Origin of the sequence: Thiogranum longum (assembly GCF_004339085.1) — a bacterium.
Taxonomy (GTDB): Bacteria; Pseudomonadota; Gammaproteobacteria; order DSM-19610; family DSM-19610; genus Thiogranum; species Thiogranum longum.
Window position 1 is genome coordinate 1894686 of the sequence record NZ_SMFX01000001.1, and the last position, 16525, is coordinate 1911210.

Here is a 16525-nt window from a genome sequence, read left to right on the forward strand (position 1 = left end):
ACGGGTCAGGCTGCAAAGTCACGCAACCTGACGGGCATACGTTTCGCTCCCCAGTCCCCGGGCCTTTCTTCAAAGACGCCGGCACAGGGCGTGCCGCAGGATGCGCACTTCCCGTCCGCGGTCAGGTTCCAGTCCGACAGCACGTACCAGTCACGGCCGATCAGTTTTTCACCGCACTTGTGACAGTAAGTGCTGTCGCCTGCCTCATTGTGCACATTCCCCGTATAGGCATAACGCACGCCGTTTTTCATGGCAATATCACGGGCGCGCACCAGGGTTTCTTTGGGTGTTGGTGGAACATCCATCATTTTCCAGTCGGGATGAAAGGCGGAAAAATGCATGGGCACATCCGGCCCGAGTTTTTCCACCACCCACTGGGTCATTTCGTTGATTTCCTTGTCCGAATCGTTCTTGCCCGGGATCAACAGGGTTGTTGTTTCCAGCCAGACATCGGTTTCGTGTTTGATGTATTCCAGCGTTTCCAGTACCGGTGCCAGGTGTGAACCGGTGATCTTGTGGTAGAAGTCTTCGGTAAAGGCCTTCAGGTCGACGTTGGCCGCATCCATGTATTGGTAAAATTCCTTGCGCGGTTCGGGACAAACGTAGCCCGCAGTGACCGCAACCGACTTGATACCTTTGTCATGGCAGGCTTTGGCGACATCGATAGCATATTCGTGAAAAATCACCGGGTCATTGTAGGTATAGGCCACACTCCGGCAATTCAGCTCCTGTGCTGCACTGGCGATCAGTTCCGGTGATGCCTCGTCGGCCAGGGTATGGATTTCCCGTGACTTGCTGATATCCCAGTTCTGGCAGAACTTGCAGGCCAGGTTGCAGCCCGCGGTACCGAACGACAACACCGGCGTACCGGGCAGGAAATGGTTCAGCGGTTTCTTTTCAATCGGGTCGATGCAGTAACCACTGGAACGGCCGTAGGTTGTCAGCACAATCTGGTCGTCGAGATTTTGACGAACAAAGCACAAGCCACGCTGGCCTTCGTGCAGTTTGCAAAAGCGCGGGCACAGGTCGCATTGAACCCGCCCATCCTCCAGCTTGTGCCAGTACTTTGTGTCTACAGTATATTGATCGCGTTCAGTCATAAGTGTCATTCCTGTGTGCTATATGGCGACAAATAACCGATTTATCAAGACCTGTCATTGACGCGTATCAACAGGCCCGACATCTGTCTAAAGTATAGTAAGCATTTATGCCTTAACCAGAAGGCGGGAGGGGTTTGGTGCCTGTTCATAACGAAGACATCGCCGCGGTATTTGACGAAATCGCAGACCTGCTTGAAATCGAAGGCGACAACCCGTTCCGTATTCGCGCCTACCGCAACGGTGCGCGCACCCTGCGCGAACTCGGCCAGGATGTGCGCACACGGGTCGAGCGCGGTGACGACATCACCCGCCTGCCTGGCATAGGCAAAAACCTGGCTGACAAGATTCATGAAATTCTCGACAGCGGCCATTGCCGCACGCTGGACAAACTGCGCAGGAAACTCCCCGCTGACCTCACCACGTTACTGAAACTGCCGGGCCTGGGTCCACGGCGCGTACAGGCCCTCTACCACGAACTGGATATCCACAATCGCGAACAACTGGAGCGTGCCGCCCGCGATGGCCTGATTCAACGGTTGCCCGGTTTCGGTGCAAAAACCGAAGCACGCATCCTCGATGCCCTGCAGGCACATGCCGATACCGGGAAACGCTTCAAACTGGCTGTTGCCGCGCGTTATGCCGAGTCGCTGGTGGGGTATCTTAAAACCGCCGAGGGCGTCAGCCAGGTGCAGGTTGCCGGCAGCTACCGGCGTTGCCGGGAAACGGTGGGAGACCTGGACATCCTGGTCATTGCACGCCATGGCCACAGTGTTATCGAACACTTCGTCGCCTACGATGAAGTGGAAAATGTACTGTCCAGCGGCACCACGCGTGCATCTGTCATCCTGCGCAGTGGTTTGCAGGTCGATTTACGTGTAGTAGCGAAAATCAGTTACGGCGCAGCACTGTACTATTTCACCGGCAGCCGATCGCACAATATTGCCGTGCGCCGCATCGCCCGGCGCAAAGGGCTCAAGATTAACGAGTACGGGGTTTTTCGGGGCAAAAAGCGCGTTGCCGGAAAGACCGAGGAAGAGGTGTTTGCGTCGATTGGCCTGCCGTTCATCCCGCCGGAGCTGCGGGAAAACCGTGGCGAAATCGAGGCCGCCCAAGCCGGCTTGCTGCCCACACTGGTCGAAAACAATGACCTGCGCGGTGACCTGCACTCGCACACCAATGCCAGCGATGGCCACGAGTCCTTCCAGGTCATGGCCACTGCAGCAAGAAAGCATGGACTGGAATACCTGGCCATCACCGACCACTCCAGGCGCCTGACAGTTGCACACGGACTGGACAGCACACGGCTGCTGGCACAGCTTGAATTAATCGATGATTTCAATGCCGGGGATCATGACATCACCCTGCTCAAGGGCATCGAGGTGGATATCCTTGAAGACGGCAGCCTGGATCTGCCGGATAACATTCTGGCACAGCTCGATCTGGTTATCGGCGCCGTGCACAGCCGCTTCGAGCTGACGCGAGCAAAGCAGACCCGTCGTATTCTACGCGCCATGGACAACCCCAACTTCACCTTGCTGGCGCACCCTGGCGGGCGCCTGATCAACCAACGCCCCCCCTATGACGTGGATATGGCGAGAATTATCCGTCATGCGCGTGAACGCGGCTGTTTTCTGGAGCTGAACGCACACCCGGAACGACTGGATCTGCTGGATACTCATTGCCAACTGGCGCGCGAGGAAGGTGTGCTGATCAGTATAAATTCTGACGCACACAGTATCGCGGACTTCGACAACTTGCGTTTTGGTATTGGTCAGGCGCGGCGTGGCTGGCTGGAAAAACAGGATGTACTCAATACCCGCCCACTGTCAGAATTACGCAAACTGCTGGCAGGGACCCGCTAACCAGATCCGGAGGCGGGGTCGTTGTCGGTCGGCGCGGCTTCAGGCTTCTGATCGGACTTGTGCACAAAAAGGCGGTGTAGCAGACCCAGCACCAGGCTGACAATCGATAACAGACGCAGCAACACCGGCGCCAGGGCGGCGCGCCCGTTCGGCGTGCTGGTCCAGTAGATGAGGTAAAGCAGGGCATTTCGCCATTCGCGCCGGTTGAGGTAATCAACAGCCGGACTGATTTCCAGCGCTTCATCGATTTCGCGCAGGCGGACCTTGGCCTCGTCGATGCTCAATGACTGCCGCACCCGCCGGCCGGCGCTGACCTTGCGAAACTGTTCGCGGGCCTGTTCCGGCGTCAGCGGTTCAGCCATTTGACCAGATACACGATAAGTAAGGCGATCAGCAGTGCCAGCAGGGACATTGCCAGGGCGGCGAGCGCAGGCTCCAGCCACAGCGAGACAAACTGGTAGGCACTCCATAATAAAAAGGCCGCGCTCACCATCAGCATACCGACAGCAATGACCAGCAGCCCCAGTCCCAGGCCGACACGCAACGTCGAACTGCGCAGGGCGCGGCCCTCGGCTTCCAGTAAATCCAGCAGGGCGATTACGAGATCGGAGAGTGTCGTCTTCATCGCCAGCTCAGCAGCTTGAAGAGCTTGGCCGTGACGTAGCCAACACCAAAGGCCACCGCGATGCTCGCCAGGGGATGCCGTGTCACTTCTTTACTCACATCCTGCATGGTTTGCTGGCTATGTCCCCGGGTCTCTTCCAGTTTGCGTTTGAACTCCCGCCACTGATTTTCCGCGGCTTCATTATCGACCGGCTCCGTCTCGGCGCCGCCAGTACCGTCATCGGCACGCTTCGCCTGGGCGGCCTGACTGACAAACTCCCTAAGACTGGCGGCGATGGCACTGACATCGTCGCGCAACGCGGCAAGGTCGTCCTTGAGGGCGTCGAGTTCGTCCTGTTGCTCAGTTTGGGTCGTCATGTTATCTATTCTCCCTGCAAGGGACACCTTCTGTCCACTTCGAATATACTGCCTTGGCCTGGGTGCGCGCAAACGACCGGATAGAACTTCTGACCTTTGTCGGGATGCCGGGACCAGTTCCGAAGGACCGCATACAGCATGCGGCATGACGATGACGAATAAGGTATGGTGTTACTACCCGCTATCGCCAGGTGGCTACTGGCATGTGACCGCACGTCGGTCATTGATGGCGGGAAAGTGATCGGGATCGTCGGTTTTACCGACATGGTGTTGAAGCAGTCTGAATTCCAGGTAGAGGAAAATGCGTCCGGCCGGATGGATTGTTCAATTTAGTCTTTTTCTTGACAGTAGCAAGCGCTATCTGCAAATCAAAGGATATTTTCATGATTTGCTGGAGAACGAGCGCGCACCGCAAAAGCGTTACTTCGACCTGTTCATGATATTGCTGGTGCTTGCCAGCGTTTTCCTGCTGATATATGACGTCAACCACACGGTTACCCCGGCGGCTGACCTGTTTGAAGACTTTGCGGTCTCGATCTTTATTGTCGAATACCTGCTGCGCTTGTGGGTCTTCAACAACATCCACGAGATCATAATTGCTGAATACGAGCGCGCGGAATTTCTCGCTACGCGCTTCCGTCCCGCACATGCCTTGCTGAAAATTCTCCGGCGAAAGTGGGAGTTTGTCAGTAGCCCGATTGCGATTATCGACCTGCTGGCAATCCTGCCCAGCTACCGGCCGGTTCGTTTGCTGCGTATTTTCCTGCTATTCCGGCTGTTCAAGTTATTCCGCTACACCCGTAGTGCTGGCAGCATGGCCAGCATTCTGGCTGAAAAGCGGCTGGAATTTTACACCCTGGCGATGTTCATGATTTTCGTGCTGCTGGCCTCGAGTACAGCGATCTACCTTTTTGAAGGAGACCGCGTTGGCAGCAAGTTCGAGTCGTTTTTCGACGCGATTTACTGGTCCATGATTACACTGTCCACGGTGGGCTACGGCGACATCACGCCGCAGACAACCGAAGGGCGCGTGATTGCGCTTGCGTTGATTGTGTCGGGCATCGGTGTCGTGGCTTTCAGTACCTCTATCGTCGTGTCCGCTTTTCAGGAGCGCCTCGGCGACCTGCGCGAACGCAGGGTACTCGGGGACCTCGACCGCATGCGGGATTACACGGTGATATGCGGCTACGGACGGGTTGGGCAGGTCGTCGTGGAGCGGCTTGTCAAAAGCAAGGCACCTTTCGTGATAATAGACCGCGATAGCGAGCGCATTCGCGATGCAGCCATCAAGGGTTATCCCGCAATCCAGGGTGATGCAGCCTCGGACGAATTGCTGAGAAAAGCCGGTGTTGCAGAGCGTGCCGCACGCGTGCTGTGTATTGCGGGAGATGATGTCACCAACGTGTTCGTTACCATCAGTGCCCGGCAGATGAACAGCCGCCTGCAAATAATATCCCGGGCAAACAGGAAAGAAGTGATTGATAAACTCCGGCTGGCTGGCGCCGACCATGTTGTGGCACCCTTCGAGATTGTTGGCCTGATGGCATCCGAGTATGTCGGCAAACCGGTGGCGTTCGAAGCCATAAACAGCATTCTTTCCGGAAAGGATGATGTCATACCGGACACATTGATAGTGCCTGAGGGTTCATTTGTCTGCGGTCGTCCCCTGGGGGAGATCGACTTTGCACGGCACAAACTGTTGCTGTTTGGCGTGATCACCAACCATGGCTCGAACCAGGACGAGATCAGGGGCCTGTTCCCGCTGGAAGACCGGCATTTTTATTTCAACCCCCCGCCTGAAACCACGCTACACGGCCACGACATCCTGGTTTTACTGGGTCACCGGGTCAGCATGAATCATTTCCGTCGAACCCTTGAAAAAGGCAACCGCAGGACGAAGGCAAGCTAGCATGCAAAAGACCGGTATCTCCATATTTGGCTATCACCGCACTGCGGTCGAGGTTGCAGGTTACCTGCGATCCAGGGACTACCGGATAACAATCATCGATGATAATGAAGATAACCTTGCCCGTGCACGCTATGCAGGTTTCGAAACCGCGCGACTGGATTACCGCGACGATGCGGAGCTGAAGAAAATCGGACTGGGCAAGGATACAGAACTTGTTTTCAGCCTGTTTCCGGACGATGCAGAGAATGTATTCCTGGTGATCAGCGTGCGCGCGCTGGCACCAGACGTACGCATTTTTACCATTGCACACGGAGAGCAGGCTATCCCCAAACTGATAGCAGCCGGTGCCAACAAGGTAGTGGAGACGCATGAAATAGCCGGCCACAGGATAACCGATATTCTTGAACGACCTGTGATCACGGAAATACTCGACAAGACCCTGTTCGGGCAGGCTGACCTCAGTATGGCCGAGGTTCCGGTTACAGCGGGTTCGTCGCTGTGTGGCGTTATGGCAAAGGATATCCAGCTAGGCAGTCATTACAACCTGGTGCTGGTCGGCATCGTCGATCGTGAAATGCACGAATACTTTATTTACAGCACCGAAGCCTGGCAGCGTAGTCTCGAAGAAGGTGATGTCCTTGTGATTATCGGTGCTGATGATGAAATAGCGCGGGCCAGACAGGAGCTGTGCGATACCTGAAGACCCGGCTAATTCGTCAGACGTCATGCTAATAGGGATTCTCGTGGCACACACTGCAACTCACCAGGGCGTCTTTTTGCAGGGTTACAGTGCCCTTGTCCTCTACGTTGAATGTTCGTGTAGCCGCCATTCTGGAAAGCACGGTTCCCTGCCCTTTTGCACCATGACAAGCCGCGCAGGCCTGCAATTTATTCTCGGCAAAATCCTCATGCCCACCTTCAGCAAACTTCACCCCGGCATCGCCCACCGGATGCATCCCGTGGGGACCCTCCAGGTTGACGCCAAGATCACCGGTATGACACGTACTGCATTCGACAATCTTGCCGGTATGTCCCTGTAACTGGCTGGCAGCCACATTGTCATTGGCATCGGGATTGGCGTCCGGCCAGATCGCATGCGTACTGCCATGGCAGGCTTCACAGAATATACCTTCGTGTCCCTTGCTCAACCGATACAGCACCTGCCGTGTGCCATTCGCATCGCTGACCTGCTCCTCGGCAAAGCGACGGTTACTGGCAACAATCGGTTTGGCCGCCGTATCACCGGAACGCCAGGCCTGCAACAGACGGATACCATCCGTCTTTCCGTTACTATCGGCAGGGCTGACAAGAGCACCGGCAGTACCGGCCAGATTACTGTTCGCATCCCCGGTATGACAGGACTGGCACAGGGGAACATTGGCCCAGGGCACACGTGGTGTGGCCGGATTGGTATAGAAATCACCCTTGACGATAAAGTTGCCCGGACGGGTCGGCGACACATCGCGAGAGAAATCATTACCGACCTGCTCCATACCACCATGGCAATCCTGGCAGAGTACGCCCCGGTTAAACATGGCACCGCGCAGACACCGGGTACGCTTTCCGGGGTGACAGCCGTAGCAGGTCTGGTCAAGCACATCCAGCCGTGCCTGTTGGTTACTTCCGGGTGCGGGCATATCAGGGAACAGGTCTTTGAACTGTCCATGGAAGCTGTGCATTACATTGGACATGCTCTTGTGGTTCAACTGATCCTTGCCGTTATCGTTGCCGGGCCCTGACTGCGCGAGGTCCAGCGCCGGGGTGTAATGACAGCTTTGACACATAACCGGCGTTTGTTCGGCCAGCCGGGTACCGTGCTTTGCATCGTGCAATCGCACAATATTGGAATCCGCCGCCCATTCCTCGCTCTGTAGTTGTGTACTGCCGGGATCGGGATCGTCACCGGCGAGGACAACCTCGAATGGTGTATCGCTGCGCTTTGAGCCACCGCCGGCAGGACAACCGCTATCAAAGGCAGGATCACAAGCGGCTTCGGCATTACCGAGGTCTACCGTCGAGGTATGACAGGCCTTGCAGTCGGCTTCTATCGAGATGGGTAACACCGTATCGACAGAGGCCAGCACAGTACCGGCTATTTCACCGAGACTGTTTCCGGCAACTGCACGTGCCTGTACTCGCATCAACGGGTAGCTGTTTTCGCGGCCCACATCATCTGAAAACGGGACCGGAATACCATCAGCTGCAAACCAGTTCATCTCTTTTTGTGTGTAACCAAAGGCAAAGTTACTGAAAAATGGCAGGTTACGGTCATAGCGTTTGAACGCTTTTGGCGCATTCACGTTATAGGGATCGGTTTTACCCGGCATATCCTGCTGGTCGGCTACCAGTGCCGGCAATTGCGCAGGATCAGGTACCGGCAATCCGGTATCAATAACACCAGGCTGATTATAACCAAGAGAGGCCAGCACGCCTGCCGGATAGAATGGATCCATGAGGTCAAAGCCGAACGTATTACCTGTTCTCGGGTTGATATCCCAGAAATTTGATTTAAAAATAATGCCGGTGTTATTCATACTGTGCCGGACGGGTTGTGACAGTACCGGATCATTCGGATTGGATGCCCCGGAATAGACGGTTTCAACGTCTGTGTCTGACAGAATATCCGGTTCTTTACCACGCCTGATCACCTGTGCATGAACAACATTGAAGGGAGGCAGAATCGCTACCACCCTCTGATCCAGATCGGCACAGTGCATGCCGAGATCATTGATAGCGCTTATCTGGTAGTTCGAAAGTGTTATAAAGGGCTGTTGGCTTGCAGTAGTAACAGGCGTTGGCCCGTTTTTATTGGTCGTGGTAATGGAGAGATTGCCAGTATCCGTACCACCACCTCCAGTGTTCCCTCCAGTGTTCCCTCCAGTGTTCCCTCCAGTGTTCCCTCCAGTGTTCCCTCCAGTGTTCCCTCCAGTGTTCCCTCCAGTGTTCCCTCCAGTGTTCCCTCCGGTGTCACCACCTGTATTGTTGTCCCCGGTCGTATCGGTTTCCGTGTCACTATCATTGTCTGAATGACCGGATTCATTGCCATTATTATTTTTGTCCTCACTTTTTTCGAGTTGGCCGCTGGGACTTGCACTGGCAATGCTCGTACTACCACTGCCTCCACCACCACAACCTGTTATGGCTAAAGCCGAAAACACCAGGTAAACCAGAAAATGCCTTGCTGAGTTGCTGAAACCAGACATGAGACTCCTCCTTGAAAATGGAACAATCGTGGTGATAAAAAAAACCGCACAAACGTGCCTCCAGCTCGTGCCTCAGAGGGTATTTGCAGAACATAGCATATTTGGGCTTATTTTCCCAATTGCTGTTTTTTATCGGCAGCGGGTGAACAGCCAAATTTATCAGCGGGAGTAGGTGTTTGAATCCAGGAGTATGTGTTTATTGTGGATATACATGTAGTTATGGTGTTTACTGCCGCCTGCCCTCGCCTCACACCGTGGAGAGGTGAAGCCAGGAAGCAGTAATATTTGCCTGGCGTACTAGTGGTGTTTACAAACAGCCTTCAAGGTCACAATTGCGTCCTCGAAGGAAAGTTCCGGTTTTCCCTTGCCACGCTTTCCACGCTCGGCATAGGCAACCACATCGTCAGCCGACAGAATCCCCTGCAGACAACCCGCATCATCGACCACCGGCAAACGACGCACGTGGCCCTCAGCCATGATTTGAAGTGCAGACTCGATGTTATCTTCACTATTGCAACAATAAACCCCGCGACCGTTTGTCACCTCACCGGTGGTGATCTCGCGCAACGCCCTGTGCTGGAGTGCACCGGCCATGGCAATATCCCGGTCGGTGATCATCCCGACAGGCGTACCGTTGTCATCCATCACTGGAATAGACCCGCAATCGCCATTCCACATCTCCATCGCCACGGTTTCCAGATCGGTTTGCGGGGTACAGCACCTGACATCAGGGGTCATCACTTCAGAAACTCTCATGTTTTAATCCTCCATGCTTGCTATGTAAATGCTTTCACTAAGATCATAGTCCAAAAAACAGTTTCTGCTGGAAGAAAAGTCGTCGTGTTATTTGTTCAGTACGGCTCTCAATATCCCCTGCTATACTGACATCGGTCAAGGACGTTGTGGGTGTGGGAGTGCTATAGTTGCTCTGGTTTTTTGCTGATTCGCTTTTCGTGATATGGGCGGGTACCAGGGTTCGCTGGCTTTGATATTCAGGACGCCGGTACCGGCCGGGATGACGGGTTGGCTGGAACTTCCCAAAAATGTTGAGAAATCTTCACATGAGGAGACTGCTTATGAAAACCAGTAAATCTTTTTTTGTAGCCGGCGCACTGCTGGTGTCAGGTGCTGTAGTTTCGGCCGACTTCCCGGCAACATTTGAATCACTGGATACAGATGGCGATGGCTATGTCAGCAGTAGTGAAGCAGGGGCCAGAAAAGATCTGGCGGAAAGCTGGCAAACCATCGATAAAAACACCGATGACCGCCTGGATATCACGGAGTTCGATGCTTTTGAGGGCAAGGGGCGCTACACGACCCCGGAAGAAAGCGAAGTAGCCGAACCCGGAGCCGCACCTTATTAACAAGGAATCGATATCGACCACCCTCAGGGCTGGTCGACGTGGGCTGCCAGTGGTTTTAGCTATGGCAGTATTACTGGTACCCGCCGTATTGTTCGCCGGGGAGGTAAAAATGGTATTACAGATGCATTCTCCAGCCTTTGAGGATGGTGGTGAAATCCCGTCGAAATACACGTGTGAAGGCGATGACGTATCTCCGGCGCTGACATGGGAAGGTGTGCCGGAAGATGCCAAAAGCCTGGTGCTGATTGTAGATGACCCGGATGCGCCCGACCCGGCTGCGCCACGCATGACCTGGGTCCACTGGCTGCTTTACAACATGCCTGCAGAGACTTCCGGCCTGCCGGAAGGCGTCACTGCGGCTGACCTGCCATCAGGCACACAGGAGGGCCTGAACGACTGGAAGCGCACCGGCTATGGCGGGGCCTGCCCGCCAATTGGTCGACACCGATATTTTCACAAGCTGTATGCCCTGGATACTGTCCTGGAAGGCCTCAACAAACCGACCAGGGCACAACTCGAATCTGCCATGAAAGGGCACATACTGGCACAGGGTCAGCTGGTAGGGACTTACCAGAAGCATCAGTAATGCCGGCCGATGACCTCAACCGGCAAGCTGACTGTCAATCAACCTGGAAATACACTCGCCAGAAAAGATATAAATACCAGTATTGCAGTCAGACCCAGAACCAGAACCGCTCCGGCGGCAGCATCCTTGGCGAGCTTGATTTGCGGGTGTTGTGCAGGGTGCAGATGGTCCAGTGTTTTCTCAAGCGCGGTGTTAAATAATTCTGCTGCAAGCACTGCACCTGTGGTAAGAATGATAATGCCCCACCAGACAGGAGATGGACGCGTTACAATCAGGACAATAGCAATGGCCATTGCAGCAAGAAGTTGCGTGCGAAAACTGGCTTCACTCTTTAGCGCAAACAATATGCCATTCAGGGCAAATCCCAGGCGTAAGTGGATGGCTTTATTTTTCATAATGGCTGTAGACAATCGTTATAGGAACACCTGTTACCTTAACACTCGCACCTGGCCAGCACTATAAGCGTATCCCTGCACAGCCGGGTTGGTCAAAATTGCGCACACAAGATTTGTAGCTGCCAGCTTATCCCAGAGACGTGGCTAACAGAGCCGGGGGAAATTTATGAACAACTTATTGCCTGTTCCAGTGTCGCTTCGAGTCATGATACTGACATTGATTGTCGTGAGCCCGGGATTTGCATTGACATTCTGGGTTACCGGTTGCGCGACCCTGTCTGCCAGCATCACGCCTCCGAATCTGTCAGTCGTGTCGATCGAACCAGCCGAGGTAGGGCCACTGGAACAGAAATATCACCTCAAGGTTCGCTTGCAAAACCCGAACGACCACGCACTCGAGATATCCGGCATCAGCTATGTCCTCGAGGTCAACGGACAGCCCCTGCTGAAAGGTGTGAGCAGTGATCGTGTTACCCTCCCACGTTTCGGTGAATCTATTATCGAGCTCAGCGGGGTCAGTACGCTGTTTGGTTTTTTACGCCAGCTCCAGGCATTAGAGGATAAAAAACCCCTGGGAATGCACTATAGAATAAGAGGGAAATTTGGTCTGGCAAACCGGCTGGGCAGCCTGCCCTTCAGTTATGAAGGAACGCTATTGCCGCCCGCCGCCGGCGATGCCGGTTCATAACCGTCAAGAGCTGCTAATCTTCTTCCCGTTCAATGCTGCAGCAGTGCGCACCCAGTGCACCTTCTTCCTTGTCTTGCTGCTTGCCGGACAACAGAATCCCCCCGCGTAGCGGAGTAGGCCGGTAAGTCGTACACCCCTTTACGCCTGCCTGATATGCCGTCTCATACAGGGAAAGGAAATCCTCGAAGTCATAGTCCTCCGGTACATTGATGGTCTTGGAGATTGCGTTATCGACAAAAGGTTGCAACGCCGCCTGCATCCTGAGGTGATCAACAGGTGGCAGCGAGCGAGCGTCAACAAAGCTCGCGGGTAACTCTTGATTCATCGACGCGCCCCGATGACGGAAAGCATAGTCTGTTACTTCGAAAGTTTCGTAGTCGCCGGACTGATTCAGCACCCGGCGCCGATGCCTGAAATCGAATACCGGTTCAATGCCGCTGGAAACATTACCGGCCAGCAGGCTGATTGTGCCACTGGGCGCAATTGCTGTAAGGTGGCTGTTGCGAATGCCCTGCTCGCTGATGCCCCGGCGGATTGCTTCCGGCAACGTCTGGATAAATTTTCCCTGAAGATAACGATCCCTGTCGAAGAACGGAAAACTGCCCTTCTCACCGGCCAGCTCGATGGAAGCCAGGTAGGCGCTATGACACACCGTTTGCATGATCTGCTCCGCCTTGTGGCGCGCACCCGCTTTCCCGTAATGCAACCCCAGCATGATCAACGCATCTGCCAGGCCGGTGATACCGAGCCCGATACGACGTGAACCCCGTGCCTGTTCTGCCTGTGCCTCGAGAGGAAAAGGCGAGCAGTCAATGGCGTTGTCCAGCAAGCGGACCGCCACTTTCACGGTCTCACGGATCGCATCCAGATCCAGGTGTGCCCGTGAGGTGAAGGGCTCGAGTACAAAGCGGGTCAGATTGACCGAACCGAGATCACAGGCACCATAGGGTGGCAACGGAATTTCGCCGCAGGGATTGGTGGTGGTGATCTGTTCCCGGTAGGCCAGATTGTTGAGTGCATTGATACGGTCAACAAACAGCACGCCGGGCTCGGCGGTTTCGTAAGCGGCAAGCATAATACGCGCCCAGAGTGTGCGAGCCGGAATCTGCCGGATTACCCTGCATGCCACCGCTTCACGCTGACCGGTCCAGTGGCGCATCACAGTTTCGCTTTCTGCTTCCCCTTCAAGGCTGTCGACCGGAAATACCAGTGGCCAGAGCTCGTCCTGATTCACCGCTTTCATGAAGGCGTCGGTCACCTGCACCGAGAGATTGAAGTGCAGTAACTCACCAGGTGTCCGCTTGGCATCGATAAAATCCTCGATATCCGGGTGATCGCAACGCAGGCTGGCAATCATGGCTCCGCGCCGGGCACCGGTAGACATGACTGTGGCACACATGGCATCCCAGATACGCATAAAGGACACCGGACCTGATGCAATGCGGCCACTGGTATGGGCTACACTGTTCTTTGGCCGCAGATTTGAAAAATCGTAACCCGTGCCGCCACCGGCCTGCATGGTGAGTGCGCCTTCCTTGAGGCGGTCAAAAATGCTCTCCATGCAGTCATCGATAACCCCCATGACAAAACAGTTCAGCAGGGTCACGCGCCGGCCACTGCCGGCACCGGCCAGAATGCGGCCACCGGGGAGAAAACGGAAATCTTCCAGAATGCGGTAAAAGCGTTCTTCCCAGTCAGGGGTATCACGTTCTTCGACGGAAACCAGGGTTTTGGCAACTCGCCGCCAGGTGTCCTCGATATTCTGGTCCCGGACCACGCCGTCCACCACCAGTCGATATCTGGTTTCCCAGACATGCTGTGCAATGGGTGTGTCGAGGTAAGGTTTTCTCATGGCTGATGTATATCGATGTTCCTCAAAACAGGGATAGCAGGAACAAAGTGGATTTCGCGACGGGATCCGGAAAGTTTATAGCTCACCCTCCCACGGCTCTTCCCTGGGACGGCCTTCACCCCAGTCATCTTCTCCCTCTTCCGGGCCAGCACCTTGCTCCTCCGATTTAATCTCCTGCCAGGGTGCCGCCCAGTCATCGGAGTTGGTATCGGTAATCTGTGTACCCAAATCGTCCACTTCGGCGACATCAACCGGGCCGCTCCAGTTTTCCGGTGCCTCAATGGGTTCGATATCGAGTTCATACCAGCTATCCAGCCCGATTTCTTCCACATCTCCATCGAAGTATTGAATGTCAACGCTGCCCTCGTCTTCGTTCAGCGCGACTACGCGGAACTTCTGGCCTTTGTCGAGGTGCTGATACCAGTTTCTTAAAACGGGATCGGCTTCTGTAGTCATCGCATTACCCTCTACTTCGTTCCTGACAAACTATCAGGTTTGCATCATTCATGGTCCGGTAATGTGGTGTTTGCCAACCGGTCGCACAGTACTGGCCTGAGGCCCCATCTCGCCCTGCTCTTCGACAAAACGCACTTCGCTGCCGATGTCGAGTTGCCGGAAGCGACCGTTCAGAACGCTGTTTTCGTGGAAGTAGACTTCGCGTCCGTCCGGTGTCTGAATCTTGCCAAAACCATTCTCGGGGGAATATTCGATAACCCGTCCGTGAGGAGGTGTATCGTGGCTTTTGACCTTGCGCTGGGTCTTGCGCAGCCGGTCTTCGAGTTGTCGGCGAGCGGCATTAAAAGCGTCGCGAATAGCGACGTAAATATCTTCGTGGGCATGATTCAGCCCGCTGTCGCGGCTGACCACGATCTCATTACCCGGCACCGTGATGTCGATGCGGATCTGAAACAATTTTCCGTGATGCTGGTGTTGAGCGACCAGCTCCACGACGACCCGGCACGCCATAATATGGTCATGGAAGCGGTCGAGTTTCTGTGCTTTTTCGCGGATCCGGGCCTCAACGGCCTCTGATGGTTCCATATTCTGAAAGGTGATCTGTAAGGGTATCTGCATAGTTGTTCTCCCCGGGATTTCCGTTTGCTTCTATAAACTGGCGTGCGAACCCGTCTGCCTTCCGGATTCATAATGCTGCTGGCAGACCAGACAGCGTTTGGCTGTCGGATAGGCGGATAATCGTTCGAAGGGAATATTTTCTTCACAGTCGATACAGACACCATAGCTGCCTGTAGCGAGACGTATCAGCGCCTGTTCTATATCACTGACTTCACTGACCTCGCGATCGATATCAGCGAAACCGATATCCGCCAGAAGGTCGGCGACTGCTTCTTCCGCGCTGTCGTGAACTCGACCGGCAAGGTCATTATAGTTTTGATTATCAGACTCCAGCAGCTGTCTTTGTATTAATGACAACAATTCAGCACGACGCTGCTCAAGTTGCGTTTTCAAAAGAACCTTTTCCTGCGCCGAAAGACTACCTGCCACCTGACATATCTCCCTCTTTTGACAGCATCTCAGTATAACTATAGCAGTCGGATTATAAGGCTGCTCGAAGTCATGCTCTTTACCCTAAGGCAAGCATTTAACGTCGCCATTGATCTCTGTCAATACAGCACCCCGCCAATCATGCTGCGTGGATACTGAGGCAGATCAAACACGGCACAGTGAATATGTGCTTTACTGTAACCCGGTAGTGATAAAACGCTTGAACAGACTGTCAATATTACGGGGGTTGCCATGCTGAACCTGAATCCCGAAACGGTTTGCTTCCTGATTTCCAGGACGCGAGTTTTCCACAGCAAGGAAGCGGTCGCACTGCCGGATGAACCCGATAGCCCAACGGATGACTGGGCACTGCAGGTACTGGCTGACCACAGCGGGGATTCCGTTTTTCAGGAGTTCAAGGCTACTGTTGATGATCTGGAACCTGATCAACAGCAGGCTCTGGTTGCGCTGATGTGGCTCGGGAGGAATGACTTCAGCGCCGACGAATGGGTAGCCGCCTTGCAGGAAGCCCGACAGAACTGGGACGAGAACACGGCGGAATACCTTATCGCTCACCCGTTGCTGGCTGATTACCTCCTTGAAGGGCTGCACCTTCTCGGTTATAGCTGCGATGAGTAATGCGTGGTATGAAGTATTATTGCCCAAGGAGCCTCTGGTTAATTCGTCATTGCGAGAAACGAAGTGACGCGGCAATGTCTAACAGACTGATTCCATTGCATGAGATTGCCGCGCTTCGCTCGCAATGACGTGAACTCTGAATGAATCAGAGGCTCCCCTAAGACGAACACATTCACAGGAGAAAAGTCATGCCCGAAACACATGATGCCCCCCATGTCGGCGCCCCGGATCCCGAGTTAAAGAACTCCCCTGTTTTCGATGAAGCCGATGATGGATATCTCTCCCTGGACCTGGAGCTCGAATCCAGCGCCTGCTACTTCAACGGCGAGTCCTATGCCATAGGACAGTATGTTTGCAGCGGTGACGAGCTGCTGCGATGCGAGGAAAAGGGTGTGTGGATACGTGAAGGCTCCTGTCACAAGGACTGACAGCCTCAAACAGCA

General features: G+C 54.5%; 21 protein-coding genes. 9 read left to right on the top strand and 12 right to left on the bottom strand.

The window, feature by feature from the left end; all coding sequences use genetic code 11:
* Positions 1-5 precede the first annotated feature (5 nt).
* Positions 6-1100 carry an AmmeMemoRadiSam system radical SAM enzyme gene (amrS, locus tag DFR30_RS09335; RefSeq protein WP_132972586.1) on the bottom strand — a complete coding sequence of 365 codons (1095 nt, stop codon included), beginning with the start codon at positions 1098-1100 and terminating at the stop codon, positions 6-8.
* 137 nt (positions 1101-1237) lie between these two features.
* Here amrS and polX point away from each other — a divergent pair, with 137 nt between their 5' ends.
* Complete coding sequence (gene polX / locus DFR30_RS09340; protein ID WP_132972588.1) at positions 1238-2962, top strand: DNA polymerase/3'-5' exonuclease PolX; 1725 nt, start codon at positions 1238-1240, stop codon at positions 2960-2962.
* Here the strand turns inward: polX and DFR30_RS09345 are convergent.
* The 3 genes from DFR30_RS09345 to DFR30_RS09355 are packed head-to-tail and all read right to left on the bottom strand — an operon-like array spanning position 2959 to position 3943.
* Positions 2959-3324 (bottom strand): hypothetical protein, encoded by a 366-nt coding sequence (locus DFR30_RS09345; RefSeq protein ID WP_132972590.1) that lies wholly within the window; start codon positions 3322-3324, stop codon positions 2959-2961. The genes polX and DFR30_RS09345 overlap by 4 nt on opposite strands.
* Positions 3309-3587 carry a hypothetical protein gene (locus tag DFR30_RS09350; RefSeq protein WP_132972592.1) on the bottom strand — a complete coding sequence of 93 codons (279 nt, stop codon included), beginning with the start codon at positions 3585-3587 and terminating at the stop codon, positions 3309-3311. Before DFR30_RS09350 ends, DFR30_RS09345 begins: the two co-directional genes overlap by 16 nt.
* A complete protein-coding gene (locus tag DFR30_RS09355) occupies positions 3584-3943 on the bottom strand; it encodes a hypothetical protein (protein WP_132972594.1) in 360 nt (119 codons plus the stop codon). Before DFR30_RS09355 ends, DFR30_RS09350 begins: the two co-directional genes overlap by 4 nt.
* 165 nt (positions 3944-4108) lie before the next feature.
* Here DFR30_RS09355 and DFR30_RS14320 point away from each other — a divergent pair, with 165 nt between their 5' ends.
* The 3 genes from DFR30_RS14320 to DFR30_RS09365 are packed head-to-tail and all read left to right on the top strand — an operon-like array spanning position 4109 to position 6552.
* Positions 4109-4276: a hypothetical protein gene (locus DFR30_RS14320; protein WP_165869158.1), complete on the top strand. Its 168-nt coding sequence runs from the start codon at positions 4109-4111 to the stop codon at positions 4274-4276.
* Positions 4277-4331: 55 nt separating this feature from the next.
* A complete protein-coding gene (locus tag DFR30_RS09360) occupies positions 4332-5852 on the top strand; it encodes an NAD-binding protein (protein ID WP_207891863.1) in 1521 nt (506 codons plus the stop codon).
* A gap of 1 nt (position 5853) precedes the next feature.
* On the top strand, positions 5854-6552 hold the full coding sequence (locus DFR30_RS09365) for a potassium channel family protein (protein ID WP_132972598.1): 699 nt from the start codon (positions 5854-5856) through the stop codon (positions 6550-6552).
* A 28-nt stretch (positions 6553-6580) separates the two neighbouring features.
* Here the strand turns inward: DFR30_RS09365 and DFR30_RS09370 are convergent, their stop codons facing one another.
* From DFR30_RS09370 to DFR30_RS09380, 3 genes are all read right to left on the bottom strand, one after another.
* A complete protein-coding gene (locus DFR30_RS09370) occupies positions 6581-8569 on the bottom strand; it encodes a hypothetical protein (protein WP_207891864.1) in 1989 nt (662 codons plus the stop codon).
* Positions 8570-8610: 41 nt separating this feature from the next.
* Positions 8611-8898 (bottom strand): hypothetical protein, encoded by a 288-nt coding sequence (locus tag DFR30_RS09375; RefSeq protein ID WP_132972600.1) that lies wholly within the window; start codon positions 8896-8898, stop codon positions 8611-8613.
* Positions 8899-9352: 454 nt separating this feature from the next.
* Positions 9353-9811: a CBS domain-containing protein gene (locus DFR30_RS09380; RefSeq protein WP_132972602.1), complete on the bottom strand. Its 459-nt coding sequence runs from the start codon at positions 9809-9811 to the stop codon at positions 9353-9355.
* 320 nt (positions 9812-10131) lie between these two features.
* Between DFR30_RS09380 and DFR30_RS09385 the strand changes: the two genes are divergently transcribed.
* Together DFR30_RS09385 and DFR30_RS09390 are read left to right on the top strand one after the other, a co-directional pair.
* Entirely contained in the window at positions 10132-10419 is a 288-nt protein-coding gene (locus tag DFR30_RS09385; protein WP_132972604.1) for an EF-hand domain-containing protein, read from the top strand.
* A 109-nt stretch (positions 10420-10528) separates the two neighbouring features.
* Complete coding sequence (locus tag DFR30_RS09390; protein ID WP_132974443.1) at positions 10529-11005, top strand: YbhB/YbcL family Raf kinase inhibitor-like protein; 477 nt, start codon at positions 10529-10531, stop codon at positions 11003-11005.
* Between the two features lie 38 nt (positions 11006-11043).
* Here DFR30_RS09390 and DFR30_RS09395 read toward each other — a convergent pair whose 3' ends face one another.
* The gene (locus DFR30_RS09395) at positions 11044-11415 is read right to left on the bottom strand and encodes a diacylglycerol kinase (RefSeq protein WP_207891865.1); all 372 of its coding nucleotides are present in this window, start codon (positions 11413-11415) and stop codon (positions 11044-11046) included.
* 151 nt (positions 11416-11566) lie between these two features.
* On the opposite strand from DFR30_RS09395, the gene DFR30_RS09400 reads away from it, so the two are divergent.
* Positions 11567-12088 (top strand): LEA/WHy family protein, encoded by a 522-nt coding sequence (locus DFR30_RS09400; RefSeq protein ID WP_132972606.1) that lies wholly within the window; start codon positions 11567-11569, stop codon positions 12086-12088.
* A 13-nt stretch (positions 12089-12101) separates the two neighbouring features.
* Here DFR30_RS09400 and DFR30_RS09405 read toward each other — a convergent pair whose 3' ends face one another.
* From DFR30_RS09405 to DFR30_RS09420, 4 genes are all read right to left on the bottom strand, one after another.
* Positions 12102-13940: an adenosylcobalamin-dependent ribonucleoside-diphosphate reductase gene (locus DFR30_RS09405; protein WP_132972608.1), complete on the bottom strand. Its 1839-nt coding sequence runs from the start codon at positions 13938-13940 to the stop codon at positions 12102-12104.
* Positions 13941-14015: 75 nt separating this feature from the next.
* A complete protein-coding gene (locus tag DFR30_RS09410; RefSeq protein ID WP_132972610.1) occupies positions 14016-14396 on the bottom strand; it encodes a DUF6763 family protein in 381 nt (126 codons plus the stop codon).
* Between the two features lie 48 nt (positions 14397-14444).
* Complete coding sequence (gene hpf / locus DFR30_RS09415; RefSeq protein WP_132972612.1) at positions 14445-15014, bottom strand: ribosome hibernation-promoting factor, HPF/YfiA family; 570 nt, start codon at positions 15012-15014, stop codon at positions 14445-14447.
* 30 nt (positions 15015-15044) lie between these two features.
* On the bottom strand, positions 15045-15407 hold the full coding sequence (locus tag DFR30_RS09420; RefSeq protein WP_132972614.1) for a TraR/DksA family transcriptional regulator: 363 nt from the start codon (positions 15405-15407) through the stop codon (positions 15045-15047).
* Between the two features lie 288 nt (positions 15408-15695).
* On the opposite strand from DFR30_RS09420, the gene DFR30_RS09425 reads away from it, so the two are divergent.
* Both DFR30_RS09425 and DFR30_RS09430 read left to right on the top strand, forming a co-directional pair.
* A complete protein-coding gene (locus tag DFR30_RS09425; protein WP_132972616.1) occupies positions 15696-16082 on the top strand; it encodes a DUF3775 domain-containing protein in 387 nt (128 codons plus the stop codon).
* A gap of 188 nt (positions 16083-16270) precedes the next feature.
* A complete protein-coding gene (locus DFR30_RS09430; RefSeq protein ID WP_132972618.1) occupies positions 16271-16510 on the top strand; it encodes a hypothetical protein in 240 nt (79 codons plus the stop codon).
* The last annotated feature ends 15 nt before the right edge of the window (positions 16511-16525 follow it).